Annotated in this window: 14 protein-coding genes; 4 read left to right on the top strand and 10 right to left on the bottom strand. The window is 60.2% G+C overall.

Annotated elements, in window-relative coordinates; all coding sequences use genetic code 11:
• The first annotated feature begins 19 nt into the window (after nt 1–19).
• On the top strand, nt 20–1,147 hold the full coding sequence (locus BN1012_RS11655; protein ID WP_043949744.1) for a strictosidine synthase family protein: 1,128 nt from the start codon (nt 20–22) through the stop codon (nt 1,145–1,147).
• 97 nt (nt 1,148–1,244) lie between these two features.
• Nucleotides 1,245–2,282 carry a strictosidine synthase family protein gene (locus BN1012_RS16975; RefSeq protein ID WP_171815954.1) on the top strand — a complete coding sequence of 346 codons (1,038 nt, stop codon included), beginning with the start codon at nt 1,245–1,247 and terminating at the stop codon, nt 2,280–2,282.
• Nucleotides 2,283–2,291: 9 nt separating this feature from the next.
• Here the strand turns inward: BN1012_RS16975 and BN1012_RS11645 are convergent, their stop codons facing one another.
• The 10 genes from BN1012_RS11645 to tkt all read right to left on the bottom strand — a co-directional run bounded on the left by BN1012_RS11645 (nt 2,292) and on the right by tkt (nt 13,282).
• Entirely contained in the window at nt 2,292–3,308 is a 1,017-nt protein-coding gene (locus tag BN1012_RS11645) for a peptidoglycan -binding protein (RefSeq protein ID WP_043949743.1), read from the bottom strand.
• Between the two features lie 3 nt (nt 3,309–3,311).
• Nucleotides 3,312–4,301, bottom strand: a complete 990-nt coding sequence (locus tag BN1012_RS11640; protein ID WP_043950999.1) for a hypothetical protein — start codon at nt 4,299–4,301, stop codon at nt 3,312–3,314.
• A gap of 150 nt (nt 4,302–4,451) precedes the next feature.
• The gene (locus BN1012_RS16970) at nt 4,452–5,312 is read right to left on the bottom strand and encodes an OmpA family protein (RefSeq protein WP_171815953.1); all 861 of its coding nucleotides are present in this window, start codon (nt 5,310–5,312) and stop codon (nt 4,452–4,454) included.
• A gap of 131 nt (nt 5,313–5,443) precedes the next feature.
• On the bottom strand, nt 5,444–6,247 hold the full coding sequence (locus BN1012_RS11630) for an inositol monophosphatase family protein (protein WP_043949742.1): 804 nt from the start codon (nt 6,245–6,247) through the stop codon (nt 5,444–5,446).
• Nucleotides 6,248–6,281: 34 nt separating this feature from the next.
• Entirely contained in the window at nt 6,282–6,845 is a 564-nt protein-coding gene (efp, locus tag BN1012_RS11625) for an elongation factor P (RefSeq protein WP_043949741.1), read from the bottom strand.
• A gap of 120 nt (nt 6,846–6,965) precedes the next feature.
• Complete coding sequence (locus BN1012_RS11620) at nt 6,966–8,072, bottom strand: tetratricopeptide repeat protein (protein ID WP_043949740.1); 1,107 nt, start codon at nt 8,070–8,072, stop codon at nt 6,966–6,968.
• The gene (thiE, locus tag BN1012_RS11615) at nt 8,065–8,709 is read right to left on the bottom strand and encodes a thiamine phosphate synthase (RefSeq protein ID WP_244442896.1); all 645 of its coding nucleotides are present in this window, start codon (nt 8,707–8,709) and stop codon (nt 8,065–8,067) included. The genes BN1012_RS11620 and thiE overlap by 8 nt, the downstream gene beginning before the upstream one ends.
• Before the next feature lie 71 nt (nt 8,710–8,780).
• On the bottom strand, nt 8,781–9,995 hold the full coding sequence (locus tag BN1012_RS11610) for a phosphoglycerate kinase (protein WP_043949738.1): 1,215 nt from the start codon (nt 9,993–9,995) through the stop codon (nt 8,781–8,783).
• A 45-nt stretch (nt 9,996–10,040) separates the two neighbouring features.
• A complete protein-coding gene (gene gap, locus BN1012_RS11605; protein WP_043949737.1) occupies nt 10,041–11,051 on the bottom strand; it encodes a type I glyceraldehyde-3-phosphate dehydrogenase in 1,011 nt (336 codons plus the stop codon).
• A gap of 194 nt (nt 11,052–11,245) precedes the next feature.
• Nucleotides 11,246–13,282 carry a transketolase gene (gene tkt / locus BN1012_RS11600; RefSeq protein WP_081826355.1) on the bottom strand — a complete coding sequence of 679 codons (2,037 nt, stop codon included), beginning with the start codon at nt 13,280–13,282 and terminating at the stop codon, nt 11,246–11,248.
• 372 nt (nt 13,283–13,654) lie between these two features.
• Between tkt and BN1012_RS11595 the strand changes: the two genes are divergently transcribed.
• Both BN1012_RS11595 and BN1012_RS11590 read left to right on the top strand, forming a co-directional pair.
• Nucleotides 13,655–13,918 carry a DUF4164 family protein gene (locus BN1012_RS11595; protein WP_043949736.1) on the top strand — a complete coding sequence of 88 codons (264 nt, stop codon included), beginning with the start codon at nt 13,655–13,657 and terminating at the stop codon, nt 13,916–13,918.
• 18 nt (nt 13,919–13,936) lie between these two features.
• The gene (locus BN1012_RS11590) at nt 13,937–14,296 is read left to right on the top strand and encodes a cell division protein ZapA (protein ID WP_043949735.1); all 360 of its coding nucleotides are present in this window, start codon (nt 13,937–13,939) and stop codon (nt 14,294–14,296) included.
• Nucleotide 14,297 lies beyond the last annotated feature (1 nt).

Here is a 14,297-nt window from a genome sequence, read left to right as displayed (position 1 = left end):
GGATAAGGGGAGAGCGGGCATGAACCGGTTTTTGAAGATCGCACTTATTCTGGTGGCGGTGGTTGTGGTGCTGGCAAGCGCCTTTTACGTGCGCACCATGAACTGGATGGGCGAGTTCACCACCATCACGCGCAAGTTCGACGGCGAAAGCTGCACGAGGGTGCAGGGTGTTCCCGGCCCTGAAGATGTGGCGATCGATCGGTCGCGCGGCATTGCCTATATCTCGGCCTATGACCGCCGTCTTGCGTCAAGTGACGACCCCGGCGCGAGTGGCGTGCGCGGTGGCATTTATGTCATGGACCTCACCGCAGATGCGGCGGGGCTGTTCCTGCGGCCGATTACACCGCTGATGCCCGAAGCATTCCGCCCCCACGGCATTTCGCTTTTCACTGCAGCGGACGGCACGCGTACATTGATGGCTGTCAACCATCCAGGTGGGGATGATCATACTGTCGAAATTTTTGACCTCTCGGATGACGATGTCCTGACTCACCGGCGCACGGTTCGTGATCCGTTGATCATGTCGCCCAATGATGTGGCAGCGGTGTCGCCTGAGGCTTTTTATGTGACCAACGACCATGATCGTCCGGGTCAGGATGGCCGGACCATGGCGGCACTGTTTGCCTCTCCAATCACAACGGTCGTCTACCATGATGGCAGTGCGTCGCAAGTTGTTGCTGACGAACTTGCGCTTGCCAATGGCGTTGCCGTGTCGGGTGACATGTCCAAGGTCTATGTCGCTGAGCTTCTTGCCCGGACGCTTCATATCTTCGACCGCGATGCAGCCACCGGTGAGCTGACCCTGTCAGACCAGGTGTTTCTGGGGACAGGTGTCGACAATATTGACGTCGCCGAAGATGGCGCGCTTTGGATTGGGGCTCACCCGCAGTTGGCGACGTTTGGTGAGCATGCGGCTGACCCGGCCAATCTCAGCCCCAGCCAGATTGTCGTTGTCCGCCAGTTTGAAGGTGGTGGCGGTGAAGCATCGACAGCGTATCTCGATGATGGCTCTGAAATTTCAGCATCGTCGGTTGGCGCAACCTTCAAGAACCTTCTGGTCATAGGCGCGGTCTTTGATCCGGCGGTGCTGGTGTGTGACATGGGCGGCGATGTGGCAGCTCCGTCTGCCGCTGCCGGACAGAACTGAAATTTTCCGTGATGCGGCCTGACTGGGCTATGCTGCCCGCAAAATCTGGGCAGGCTACGTGTGTGGCCCTGCTTTCAGCATGAGCGGGGAGGGCTTTATGCGCAAAATTCTCTGGATTCTTCTTCTTTTGGCCGTCGTGGCGGTTGCCCGCCTGGCGTGGGTCATGGTGCCGGTTTCTGGCGCATTTGCCTCACTTGAGGAGACCCTGGTTGACCAGTGCACGCGTGTCGAGGTCGCGCCGGGGACGGAAGATGTCACGATCGATCCTGAGACACGCATCGCGTTTGTGTCCGCTGCAGAACGGCGCGACCCCAGTTTGCCTGCCGGTGGCATCTACGCCCTGAGCCTTGATGGCGGTCTGGACCCTATTCTTGTTTCAGGCGATGCACCGGATGATTTCCGCCCCCATGGCATAAGCCTCTGGTCAGACGGTGCTGGTACGAAGCGCCTGTTCGTCATCAACCATCCCAAGGCTGGTGGTCATGTGGTGGAGATTTTTGATGTCGGTGCCGGAGGCGCACTCACCCATGTCAAAGGTGTGTCGTTCGATGAGATGCACTCACCCAATGATCTGGTGGCCGTCTCTGCCGAGGCTTTCTACGCCTCCAATGACCGGGGCTTCATGGACGGCCTCATGGCGCAGTTTGAAACCTACTTTGCGTTGCCCTTCTCCAGTGCTGTTTACTGGGATGGTGAAAACGGCAGCGCAGCCGTTTCCAGTCTTGCCTTCGCCAATGGCATCAATGTCAGCGCGGACGGCGAGACCGTTTACATCGCCGAATTCCTTCGCCATCAGGTCGGTGTCTATGACCGTGACGTGGCGACGGGTGCTCTGACGCAGACACGGGTTCTGCCGGTCGGGACGGGCGCTGACAATATCGAGATTGCTGAAGATGGGGCGCTGTGGATTGGCGCTCACCCCAAAGCGTTCGATTTTCTGGCCCATGCGGAAGACCCCGCAGCAATCGCGCCCTCACAGGTCATTCGCGTTGATCCTGAAACCGGTGACGTTGAGCAGGTCCTGATTGACCTCAGTGGGAAGCTTTCAGGTTCAAGTGTGGGTGCCGTGAATGGCAACACGCTTGTGGTTGGTGCGGTGTTTGACCCAGCCGTGCTGGTTTGCCCGCTGCCATAGGGGCTGATTTTAGCGTTCGGTCAGTTTGAACTCGATACGACGGTTGCGGCGTAGATCGTCTGTGCTTGCGCCGTCGGCGAGAGGCTGAAACTCACCAAAGCCAGCTGCCAGAAGCCGATTGGGCGGCACGCCCTGATTGATCAGATAACGCACAACGGAAATGGCTCGTCCGGCGGACAGGTGCCAGTTGGATGGAAACTCCGGCGTTGAAATGGGCTGCGAGTCCGAGTGGCCGTCAATGCGCAGGACCCAGTTGATGTCATCGGGTACATCACCGGCGATCTCACGAATGGCGGTGGCAATCTTGTTGAGTTCAGTCTGGCCCGCGGGGTTCAGGGCGGCGGAGCCGGAGTCAAAAAACACCTCAGACTGGAACACGAACCTGTCACCGACGATCTGAATGTCATCCCGGTTGCCAAGTGCCACGCGCAGGCGACCAAAGAATTCCGACCTGGCGCGGGCAAGCTCCTGCACTTTCTGGGCGAGGGCCGAGTTGAGCCTGCGGCCCAGATCAGCGATCTGCGTCTGGTTGGCCTTGTCTTTTGCTTCGGCAGCTTCCAGAGCGGCTTCAAGGCTTGCAAGCTGGCTGCGCAAGGCAGCAAGTTGCTGGTTGAACAATTCAACCTGCGCCTGTGCTTCCGCTGTCAGTTTTTCCTGCTCGGTCAGTTCGGCGCGCAACGCGTTGGCTTCATCGCCCCCCGCTTCAGCGCTGAGCAGTAGGCCAGAGAGGCGCGCCTGTTCTTCTTCGGCGCTGGCGAGGGATGCCGTCATGGCCGTGAGTGATGTTTCAAGTTCGCTGGTGCGCAATTGCTCAAGCGCCAGAAGGTCCGTCAGCTGACTGATCTGTGCACGCAGGGATTCCAGCGCTGAGTCCTTACCGGTGATTGCCTGGCTCAGATAGAACTGCGACAGCATGAAGATCGACAACAGGAAGATGATGACCAGCAGCAGCGTGGCCATGGCATCCACGAAGCCGGGCCAGTAGTCCGCCTGACCCTGCCGTATGCGACGAGACGCAAGAGGCATGGTCTAGCTCCTGTCGCCGGTGTTCTGAGCTGCGAGTTTGGCGATTTGCTCAAGGATGGGCTTGAGGTCTGCCTGATTGCTGGCGACCTGATTGAGCAACTGGCTTTCTGAGCGCATCTGGTCAGACAGTATGGTGAGGCGTTCCGTCAGGGCCATGAGGGAGGCCGTGGTCGCTGAGCGTTCACCGGACGACCCGCCTATGTCGCGCTGCATGTCGTCGAGACGTTTTGCAAGCTCGCCCAGCAAGGGGCTGCTCCCGCCTTCAGAGGAGTCCAGACGTGTCACGGTAGAGAGCCATTCTTCCAGCTCGTTGTAGAAACGGTTCTGCGCCTGGCTGGCCTGGAGGTCCAAAAAGCCCACGATAAGAGAGCCGCCAAGACCCAGCAGAGAGGATGAGAAGGCTGTGCCCATGCCATTGAGGGGCGCTTCCAGCCCGTTGCGCAGCTCCTCAAATACGTCACCCGAGCCGCCACCGGCAGGCGACAGGCTGCGAATTGTCTCAGCGATGGATGAAACGGTGTCCAGAAGGCCCCAGAAGGTGCCCAGAAGGCCCAGAAAGATCAGCAGGCCAATCATGTAGCGGGAAATGTCGCGCGCCTCGTCGAGGCGCGAGGCGATGGAATCAAGGATCGAGCGCATGGCGGGTGCTGAAATGGCCACACGGCCCTTGCGCTCGCCGAGGAGGGTGGCCATGGGGGCCAGCAGGCGTGGGGGCGGCGGCAGGGTGAGGCCGGGATCTGCGCGCCTGAAAGCATTGACCCAGCGGATTTCAGGCCCAAGCACCAGCACCTGGCGGATGGTGTAGAGGATGCCAAGAAGCAAAACGCCTGCAATCAGACCGTTGAGCACCACATTGGCGAAAAATGCGTCTGACAGCTGCGGCCACAGGACGGCCAGCACCAGGCCGACAATCACCAGAAAGGTGAGCATGCGGGAAATGTGGCGGCTGGGCTGTGTGAGGCTCAGCGTGTCTGAGCCGTGCGCTTTCGCCATGGTCGTCTCCTGTGCGGGCATGCCAACGGGCTGAATGTCTCGCTGGCGGGCGTCATTAGAGCTGAGAACCGGCAGTCTGCGCTAGTTTGGGGCAGTAGTGTGACCCTTCCGTTAGCGAGTGCGGCTGGGCTCAGACGGGTGGAGCGCTGCTCAGGTGCCGGAATAGGCCACGTCCACGCGGTCGGCAGAGCCTGAATCCGTGACGCCGCCAAGGGCGCGCACGTCGATCCGGCGGCTGTCGATGCCCAGACCTATCAAATAGGCGCGCACTGCAAGGCCGCGTTTCAGGGAGATGCGGCGGGCTTCGCTGGCCTTGTCGCCCGGTTCACCGCCATAGGCTTTCAGCTCAATGCGTCGCGGGTCGTAGCGTAGCGATTCACCGATGGCGTCCAGGTCGCTGCGGGCAGAGCCGATGATGGCGGCGGTGTTTTCGTCGAAGAGGACGCGCAGAATGGCAGGGTCTGGATCAGGCAAGACCACAACAGGTGCGGGCGGAGACAGCGCTGCGACCTGAGGCTCCGCAACGGCAGGTGCCGTCGCTGGTGCTGGTTCAGCAGCTGGCGTAATGCTTTTAGGGGCGGTGGCGTCAACAGGCTGCGGGGTTGGCGTTGCTGCAGCTGTGGCGGTTGCGCGAACTTCAGGCTCTGCGGGCGGTGTTGCTGCAGCTTTCGCCGCTGGCGTTGGTGCATTGGGGGCCGGTGCTTCAGCGGATGCGGCTTTTACCGTTGTTGTCGGTGCGGGCGGCTTTGGCCGCGCCGTGGGCGCAGGCACGCTGGGGTAGCGCAGCTGGGGGACCTGGCGTGTGGCCGTGGACGATCCGGGATATTTCAAGATCAGGCGCGGTTCGCTGCCAGCGTCCAGAGTTGGATTGAGCCCCAACGCTTCCAGATTGACGCTTACGTCGGTGTTTTGCTGGGCCAGCGCTGGCTGAATGACCAGTGTGGCTGCCAGAACCGCCGCAATGGACAGAACGGGGCTGAACTTTGAAAGAGAGGGGCTGAAATAGGTCATGCCGGGTGGCGCTGTCCGCATCTGAAGGGGTGGACCGGGCAACCCTCGCATGAGGGTTCCTAACGGGTTAACCGCTTGCGGCGCGAACGTAAAGCCCAACGGCGGAATTGTGGTGCGTCCGCCGGGACCTGTTACTCACTCCGGCGCGCTTTTTTGAGGATATCCTGCAGCAGGGGCAGCAGGTCCGCATTGGCCGCAATGATGCCATTGCGCTCAAGCAGCTTGTCCCCACCATTGATATCCGTCAGGAAACCGCCTGCTTCGCGGACCATCAAAATGCCCGCCGCCACGTCCCATGGTTGCAGGCCATGTTCCCAGTACCCGTCGAAGCGGCCGGCGGCGACCCAGGCAAGGTCAAGCGAGGCGGCGCCGAAGCGGCGAATGCCTGCCACCTTGGGAACGATGGTGTTGAGTTCCTTGCTGAATGTCTCAAGCCATTCTGCGTCAGAGAAGAAAATGCCGGTTCCAAAGACCGCGTCTTCAAGCTTGGTCCGCGCAGCAACGCGCAGGCGGCGGTCGTTGAGATAGGCGCCCTGACCTTTTTCAGCCACGAACAGATCATCGGTCACGGGATTGTAGATGACGCCGTCAACGATCTGCCCGTCGCGCTGAAGCGCAATCGAAATGGCAAAGTGAGGCATGCCGTGAAGGAAGTTGGTCGTGCCATCAAGAGGGTCAATGATCCAGGTATGGGTCTTGTCGGGACCTTCAACCACTCCGGATTCCTCCATCAGGAAGCCATAGCCCGGGCGTGCCTTGGAGAGTTCTTCGAAGATTATTTTTTCGGCGCGCAGATCTGCAGCGCTGACAAAGTCGCCGGGGCCCTTACGAGAGACCTGAAGGTTTTCCACCTCGCCGAAATCGCGTGCGAGTTTGCGGGCTGCCTTGCGGGCAGCGCCAACCATGACATTGATGACTGGGCTATTGAGGGCCATTGAATATCTTTTTGGGTCTGTCGATTGGGAGGATCTAGTCGGCGCGTTTGATGTAGGTAACTTCCGTCGTGTCGATGACGACTTTTTCACCGACGGTCACGAAGGGCGGCACCATGGTGCGCACGCCATTTTCAAGGACAGCCGGCTTGTAGGAGGACGCGGCGGTCTGGCCCTTGATGGTTGGCTCGGTCTCGGTGATCTCGAGCGTCACTTGCTCGGGCAGGTTGATGCCGATCGGCTTTTCTTCCCAGAGTTCCAGCGTCACAGCCATGCCTTCCTGCAGGAAGGCGGCGCGTTCGCCGATGAAGTCACGGGCAAGTTCAATCTGCTCGTAGTTTTCGTTGTCCATGAAGGTCAGCATGCCGTCATTTTCAAACAGGAACTGAAAATCCTTTGTGTCCACGCGGACCTTCTCGACAGACTCCGACGAACGGAAGCGCTCATTCAGTTTTGTATTGTCGATCAGGTTTTTCAGTTCCACTTGGGCGTAGGCACCACCTTTGCCCGGCTTCACACTTTGGACCTTCACAGCAGCCCACAGGCCGCCCTTGTGTTCAATGACGTTGCCGGGGCGGATTTCGTTGCCGTTGATCTTCATGGCTAGCGGACCTTCGTGCGGTTTTATTGAATTGTCCCCAGAGGCCAGCGGTGGTCGGCGGGGCAAGTGGGGCAAGCGCGCCTGACATGCACCACTGTGCGCCATGGTGCAAGGGGCCTGCTACTGGCTGGCCTTGCTTTCCAACCATTTGGACGCGCGTGCGTCTCCATCACTACGCTGCTGGGGGGTGATGAACTTGGTAAAGCGGGCATCCAGCTCGGCATCTTCGTAGCCTGAGCGCAGGGCCAAAGAGTGCCATTTCCAGGCTTCCGCCATGTCAGCATCCACGCCTCTGCCCATGACATAGAGGCGCGCAAGGCGATTTTGAGCGATCAGATGGCCCTGTTCGGCGGCCTGCGCATAAAGCTCAGCTGCCCTGGCAACGTCCTTGTCCGTGCCCAGGCCCTGATAGGTGAGGTAGGCGAGACCTGCCTGCGCGTCGGCCATGCCATGGCCTGCTGCTGCGGCAAACCATTTGGCGGCCACAGCGTTGTCTACTTCGCGTCCCAAACCCTGAGCTGCCGTCAGACCCAGATTGTACTGGGCATCGGGATGACCGGATGCGGCCGCCTTCTCAAACCATGGCAGGGCGGCCACGGGATCCGGTGTGCCGCCATTGAGGGCGCCTGCGGCGTGCAGGGCACCCAGATTGAACTGGGCGACAGGGCTGTTTGAATCGGCGGCTTCGCGGAACCAGCGACTGGCCTGAATGATATCCTGTGCGACGCCTATGCCCTGCGCATAGCGCAAGCCAATCTCAACCTGACCGGCCAGAGACCCGTTTGTGGCAGATAGCAGATACAGACGGGTGGCCTCCTGAACGCGGGCATCGGTGTTTGTCGGGTCCATGCCGGGCGGCGTGAGCGTTTTGTCCGATGTCAGTTCGGCAAGGGCAAAAGCGGCGGACGGTTCGCCGTTGGCGGCGGCCGACCGTAACCAGCGACCCGCCTCGAAGAGGTCTTGGTCGATGCCAATGCCGTCGAGATAGATCTGACCCAGCAGGGCCTGTGCCGATGGATCGCCTTTTTCCGCGACTGGCCGCAGGAAAGCTGCGGCGCGCTGGCCATCATTGGCTTTGAGGGCGTCCACTGCCTGCGCCACTTCAGGCGATACCGCACGGACGTTCGGGTCAGTTGTCGGGTCAGTTTCCGCCCAAGCGCCCGAGAGAGCGACGAGTGAAACAGCAAGGATGGCGAGTGGCTTGAATATGATCTGGGGTCTACGCATTGGTCTCCAACAGCGAAACAGGCGTCGTATCGATCACATCATTGATCGCTTTGACGGCTTGGCCCGGACCCCCCTGGTCACTTGGGAAAGACCATACGCTAGATGAGACTGCAAGGAAATCCGCTCCTGCCGCAACAAGAGGCGCTGCATTGTCTGGCGTAATACCGCCAATCGCCACGCAGGGTACTTCGAAGAGGCGTTGCCACCAGGACAGGATTTCGGGCTCCGCGCGCGAAATCGCATCTTTGGTGGCCGTGTCGTAGAAGGCGCCGAACGCCACATAGTCCGCGCCCTGTTCACCTGCTTCCATGGCCAGGTGACGGCTGTCATGGCAGGTGACGCCGATGATCGCATCAGGCCCAAGCAAAGCGCGCGCTTCATCATAGGGCGTATCCTGCTGGCCGATATGCACGCCATCGGCACCGACCTTCAGTGTAAGGTCTGGACGATCATTGATGAGCATTGCCACATCATGTTTGTGCGCGATGGGGATCAGTGCTTCCGCTGCCTTGACGATCTCGGCATCACTGACGTCCTTGAGGCGCAGCTGCACGCAGGCGACGTCACCGGCACTGAGTGCTGCATCAAACACGCGTGAAAACGCCGCCAGGTCGTCGAGACGCGGCGGCGTGATCAAGTAAAGTCGGCAGGTCGACTTGGCGGGCTGGGATGCTTTAGGCAGCCTCTTTCTCCACGTATTTGTCGCCGCTAGCTGCGGCTGAGGGCGTCAACGCCGGGCAGGGTCTTGCCTTCCAGCCATTCAAGGAAGGCGCCGCCTGCAGTCGACACATAGGAAAAATCATCCGCAGCACCGGCATTGTTAAGCGCTGCCACGGTATCGCCACCACCGGCAACGGAATTAAGTTCGCCCATTTTGGTGAGCATGGCCACATGGCGGGCGGCAGCGTTGGTGCCGTTGTCGAAAGGCGCAATTTCAAAAGCGCCGAGTGGGCCGTTCCAGACAACCGTCTTGGCGGCTTCAAAGCGGGCGGCGAGATCAGCAATCGTGTCCGATCCCACGTCCAGAATCATGTGGCCATCTGGGACTTCAGTCGCGGGCACCGTCTTGCACGGGGCCATCGCCTTGAATTCTTCCGCCACCACAACGTCGCGGGGCAGGAGGACCTGACATCCGGCCGCTTCAGCCTTGGCAAGAATTTCGCGGGCGGTGTCGCCAAGGTCATGCTCGCAGAGGGATTTTTTGACGTCGATGCCTTGTGCGGCAAGGAACGTATTAGCCATGCCGCCGCCGATGACCAGATAGTCGACGCGGCTGACGAGATTGCCCAGCAGGTCCAGCTTGGTGGAAATCTTCGCACCACCGACAATGGCAACCACAGGTTTTTCAGGTTTGGCCAGCGCGCCTTCGAGGGCTGTCAGTTCAGCTTCCATGGCGCGGCCCGCATAGGCTGGCAGGCGTTTGGCGATGGCTTCCGTCGATGCGTGGGCGCGGTGGGCTGCCGAAAAGGCATCGTTGACATAGGCGTCACCCAGCGCGGCCAGCTGATCTGCAAAGGCGCCGTCATTGTCGGTTTCGCCTTTGTGGAAACGGGTGTTTTCCAGCAACACGACGCTGCCGGGTTTGGCGGATGCGATAACAGATGCGGCGGTGTCACCGACGCAATCGTCAGCGAAGGTCACTTCAAGTCCGGATTCTTCCGCAACGGCTGGCGCAACGGCCTTGAGTGAGAACTCAAGGTTTCGTTCTCCCTTGGGACGGCCGAAGTGGGAGAGGAGGATGACGATGGCACCCTTGCCGGTCAGCTCGCGGATGGTCGGCACGATGCGTTCGATGCGGGTGGCATCGCTCACCGCGCCATCGCGCACAGGCACATTCAGGTCGGCACGCATGAGGACGCGCTTGCCTGCAATGTCGCCATGAGCGAACAGATCGTCCAGAGTTGCGAACGATTTTTCACTCATGGCGTTATCCTGAAATCCTGTGTGGTCGTGTTTGGTGTTTGGGGACTAGCGCAGCTTTGACATGGCAACAGCGGTGTCCGCCATGCGGTTCGCAAAGCCCCACTCGTTGTCATACCAGGACAGGACGCGGCCCATTTTGCCTTCGATGACCTGGGTCTGTGTCAGGTCAAAGGTCGAAGACGCAGGATCATGGTTGAAGTCCATGGACACCAGCGGCTTGTTGTTGACGGCAAGAATGCCCTTGAGCGGCTTGGTGCGCGCGGCGGCCTTCATGGCGTCATTGATGGCATCGACAGACAGCGCCTTCTTGGCGGTGAAGACGAGGTCGATCATCGACACATTGGGTGTCGGCACACGAACGGCTGTGCCGTCGAGCTTGCCGGCCAACTGAGGCAGCACAAGGCCAACAGCTTTTGCAGCGCCTGTGGATGTCGGAATGATGTTGGATGCAGCGGCGCGGGCACGGTGCATGTCGCTGTGCAGGGTATCGAGCGTTGGCTGGTCGCCTGTGTAGGCGTGAACCGTTGTCATGTAGCCGCGCTCAATACCAAATGTGTCGTTCAGCACCTTGGCGACCGGTGCCAGGCAGTTGGTTGTGCATGACGCATTGGAGACAACCGTGTGCGACTTCTTCAAGGCGCTGTTGTTGACGCCGTAAACCACCGTCAGGTCAGCGCCGGAGGCTGGAGCTGATACGAGCACGCGCTTGGCGCCTGCCTCGAGGTGAGCGGAGGCTTTTTCCTTTGAGGCGAAGATGCCTGTGCATTCAAGAGCGATGTCCACGCCCAGATCGCCCCAGGGCAGATCCGCCGGATTGCGCTCCGCGGTGACCTTGATCTTGTTGCCGTCGACCGTGATCGAGTCCTTGGTGTTGGAGACCTTGGCCGGGAAACGGCCATGCACGGTGTCGTACTGCAGCAGGTGAGCATTGGCTTCAGCAGACCCCAGATCGTTGATGGCGACGACCTGAATGTCCTTGCGGCCAGACTCGACGATGCCACGGAGCACCAGACGGCCGATGCGTCCAAAACCATTAATCGCGACCTTAACGGGCATGATGAATTCACCTTTCGCAGAAGAGCTGTGTTCGCACGGGGCAAGCGGAATTGCCTAGTCCCGCGCGCGTTTGGCGTGGGTATAGCGAAACATCCCAGAGGATGGAAGGTACGCTTGCGCGGAATCGGCCATGCCAATTGCGCAAAGACGTATTTTTGACCTGTCAGGGTGCCGTGTGCTGCGTCCGGCAGGGGCTAGAGACGCTCGCGGACGGCCTGAGCAACAGCATCAGCGGTGATGCCGAAGTGCTCATACAGCTCTTTATAGGGTGCGCTGGCACCGAAGCTGTCCATGCCCACAAAGCCGCCCTTGTCGCCGATATAGCGCTGCCAACCCATTTCGATGCCCGCCTCAACAGCGATACGCACTGTGCCAGGGCGAAGGATATCTTCGCGATAGGCAGCAGGCTGCTCGTTGAAGATGTCCTGACAGGGCATGGAGACAACGCGCGTCGGCACGCCTTCCGCCTGGAGCTGCTTTTGCGCAGCCATGGCGATTTCGACTTCCGAGCCCGTGGCAATCAGTGTTGCCTTGGCGTCGCCATCTGAGGGGGAAATCTCATAGCCGCCACGTGCGGAGAGGTTTTCGTCCGTGTGCTTGGTGCGCAGGGTCTCGAGATTCTGGCGAGTCAGAGCAATGGCGCTCGGGCGATCAATCGACTTGAGGGCGACTTCCCAGGCTTCAGCTGTTTCAACCGCATCTGCGGGGCGGAAGACGTTGAGATTGGGAATCGCACGCAGGGCCGCCAGATGCTCGACCGGCTGATGGGTGGGGCCATCTTCGCCCAGGCCGATGGAATCATGGCTGAACACATAGATGGCGCGTCGCTTCATCAAGGCGGCCAGGCGAATCGACGGACGGCAATAGTCGGCAAACACCAGGAACGTGCCGCCATAGGGAATGAGGCCCTTGTGCAGCGCCATGCCGTTCATGGCCGCAGCCATGCCGTGTTCGCGGATGCCGTAATGGATGTAGTTGCCTGAGTAGTCTTCCGCGGTCACGGAGGTCTGGCTCTTGGCGCGGGTGTTGTTTGACCCGGTGAGGTCGGCTGAGCCGCCGACGAGTTCTGGCACAACTTCGGCCAGACCATTGAGGACGGCTTCAGACGCCTTGCGGGTGGCGACGGCTTTTTTCTCGTCGGAGAAGCCGCGCTTCAGCTTGTTGACTTCAGAGTGGAGGGCGTTGGGCAGGGAGCCTGCCTGGGTGCGCTCAAACTCTGCCTGGACATCGTCCGGTGCTTCGTCCATGCGGGCCTGCCATGCGGCGCGGTCCTTGGCGGCGCGCAGTCCGGCGACGCGCCAGCTGTCACGCACATTGGCTGGGATTTCGAATGGGGCACTCGGCCAGCCTAGGGCTGTGCGGGTGCCTTCAATTTCGTCTGCACCCAGCGGTGCCCCATGGGACCCGGCGGTGCCTTCCTTCGTAGGCGCGCCGAAACCGATCTTGGTGCGGCAGGCAATCAGGGACGGCTTGTCGGATGTGCGGGCATGCTCGATGGCTGCTTCGATGGCGGCCGCATCATGGCCATCAATGCGGATGGTGTCCCAGCCGGCGGCGTCAAAGCGGGCGATCTGGTCGCCGGATTCTGACAGGTCCAACGACCCATCGATGGTGATGCCGTTGTCATCGAACAAAACAATGAGGCGGGACAGCTTGAGGTGGCCTGCCATGGAAATGGCTTCGTGGCTAATGCCTTCCATGAGGTCGCCGTCAGAGGCAATCACGTAGGTGAAGTGGTCCACCAGGTCATCGCCGAAGCGCGCATTCAGCATCCGTTCGGCAAGGGCCATGCCGACGGATGTGGAAATGCCCTGACCCAGCGGGCCGGTTGTCATTTCGACGCCGGGCGTGTGGTCGACTTCCGGGTGACCCGGTGTGAGGGAGCCCATCTGACGGAAATTCTTGATCTGGTCGATGGTCATGTCCTCGAAACCGAGGAGGTGCAGCAGTGAATACTGAAGCATCGAGCCGTGACCCGCGGAGAGCACAAAGCGGTCGCGGTCGGGCCAGCTTGGGTCCTGGGCGCAGAACTTCATGAACTTCGTGAACAGCACGGTGGCAACGTCAGCCATGCCCATGGGCATGCCAGGGTGGCCGGACTTGGCCTGTTCCACAGCATCCATGGCCAGAGCCCGAATGGCATTTGCCATCATGTTGTGTTCGGGAGAGTTGGCGTTGGATGCCTGAGTGTCCGCATCTGTCGATACGGCCGCGCTGTTTGCTGGTGTCATTGTATTGGTTGCCCTTGGTCCGCGGACGCTCCTGTTGAAAGCGTGATCGCGGTTACCTCAAAAATTCCCCATCGCGGTCTTACGCCGCTGAGGGAGCCATTGTGATCCGATTCGGATCGGCGTGATGCCAAAAAAGCCATGCCCCGTTTTGGGGTCCGAATTGGGCCGGGAGAATGACGAGGTGCCCTTGCAACGTCAACATGCCCGTGGCACCTGAATGCGTGTGTTCTTTACCGTTTTTTGCGCCGTTGACCGGGGCAAGCGGGGATGAATACGTTATGTCACTGACCTGTTGCATATTGGCCGCGCCCGTGTTGGGTGTTCTGGCTCTTCAAAAATCGCAGAAATCCAAGACGGGAACCTTCTTTCAGAATGAGCAAGCTTGATGCAGCTATGGAGCGGTTTTCATCCGCGCTGGACCAGCTGGAAGCGGGAATCAATCGGCGCGGCATCAAGGCGCAGTCGGCGTCGGATGCTGAACGTGAGCTTGTGGCTCTGCGCGAAGACCGGTCCCGGCTGGCAAACGAGCTTGATCAGATGAAGGCCAAAGCGCGCCAGCTGGATGAAACCACCGGTGAAGTCTCCGGCCGCCTTGATGAAGCCATTGCCGGCATCCGTGCCGTGCTTGAGCCGTAGGGCAGGGGAGCGCGCAATATGCCTCAGGTAACCGTCAAGATTAATGGCCGCAGCTATACGCTCGCCTGTGATGAAGGCGAAGAAGAACATCTGGAAGGCCTTGCAGCCTATCTCGACAAGCACGTGACCAGTCTGTCTCAGGGTGTGGGACAGGTGGGCGATCAGCGGTTGATGCTGATGGCCGGATTGCTGGTGGCGGACGAACTCTCCGAGGCGCTGGGAGAAGTGAAGGCGCTTGAGGACCAGGTTGCTGCTCTCAAGGACGCCCGGACGGGAGCTGCGTCCAAGACGCAGGATGCGGAAAATCAGGTGGCAGAGGTGCTGGAAGCAGCGGCAAAGCGCCTGGAAGACATTGCCGGACGGCTTGAGCCGTCCTAGC

This window comes from Candidatus Phaeomarinobacter ectocarpi (assembly GCF_000689395.1).
Taxonomy (GTDB): domain Bacteria; phylum Pseudomonadota; class Alphaproteobacteria; order CGMCC-115125; family CGMCC-115125; genus Pyruvatibacter; species Pyruvatibacter ectocarpi.
The sequence above is the reverse complement of the archived record's forward strand: the minus strand, read 5'-3'. Positions and strand labels throughout refer to the sequence as shown.

Bases quoted from the DNA above. Each gene is read 5' to 3' on its own strand.
- BN1012_RS11620 (WP_043949740.1), bottom strand. From the start codon at position 8,072: ATGCGTAGACCCCAGATCATATTCAAGCCACTCGCCATCCTTGCTGTT.
- BN1012_RS11595 (WP_043949736.1), top strand. From the start codon at position 13,655: ATGAGCAAGCTTGATGCAGCTATGGAGCGGTTTTCATCCGCGCTGGAC.
- BN1012_RS11610 (WP_043949738.1), bottom strand. From the start codon at position 9,995: ATGAGTGAAAAATCGTTCGCAACTCTGGACGATCTGTTCGCTCATGGC.
- BN1012_RS16975 (WP_171815954.1), top strand. From the start codon at position 1,245: ATGCGCAAAATTCTCTGGATTCTTCTTCTTTTGGCCGTCGTGGCGGTT.
- BN1012_RS16970 (WP_171815953.1), bottom strand. From the start codon at position 5,312: ATGACCTATTTCAGCCCCTCTCTTTCAAAGTTCAGCCCCGTTCTGTCC.
- BN1012_RS11640 (WP_043950999.1), bottom strand. From the start codon at position 4,301: ATGGCGAAAGCGCACGGCTCAGACACGCTGAGCCTCACACAGCCCAGC.
- BN1012_RS11630 (WP_043949742.1), bottom strand. From the start codon at position 6,247: ATGGCCCTCAATAGCCCAGTCATCAATGTCATGGTTGGCGCTGCCCGC.
- tkt (WP_081826355.1), bottom strand. From the start codon at position 13,282: ATGACACCAGCAAACAGCGCGGCCGTATCGACAGATGCGGACACTCAG.
- BN1012_RS11655 (WP_043949744.1), top strand. From the start codon at position 20: ATGAACCGGTTTTTGAAGATCGCACTTATTCTGGTGGCGGTGGTTGTG.
- gap (WP_043949737.1), bottom strand. From the start codon at position 11,051: ATGCCCGTTAAGGTCGCGATTAATGGTTTTGGACGCATCGGCCGTCTG.
- efp (WP_043949741.1), bottom strand. From the start codon at position 6,845: ATGAAGATCAACGGCAACGAAATCCGCCCCGGCAACGTCATTGAACAC.
- BN1012_RS11590 (WP_043949735.1), top strand. From the start codon at position 13,937: ATGCCTCAGGTAACCGTCAAGATTAATGGCCGCAGCTATACGCTCGCC.
- BN1012_RS11645 (WP_043949743.1), bottom strand. From the start codon at position 3,308: ATGCCTCTTGCGTCTCGTCGCATACGGCAGGGTCAGGCGGACTACTGG.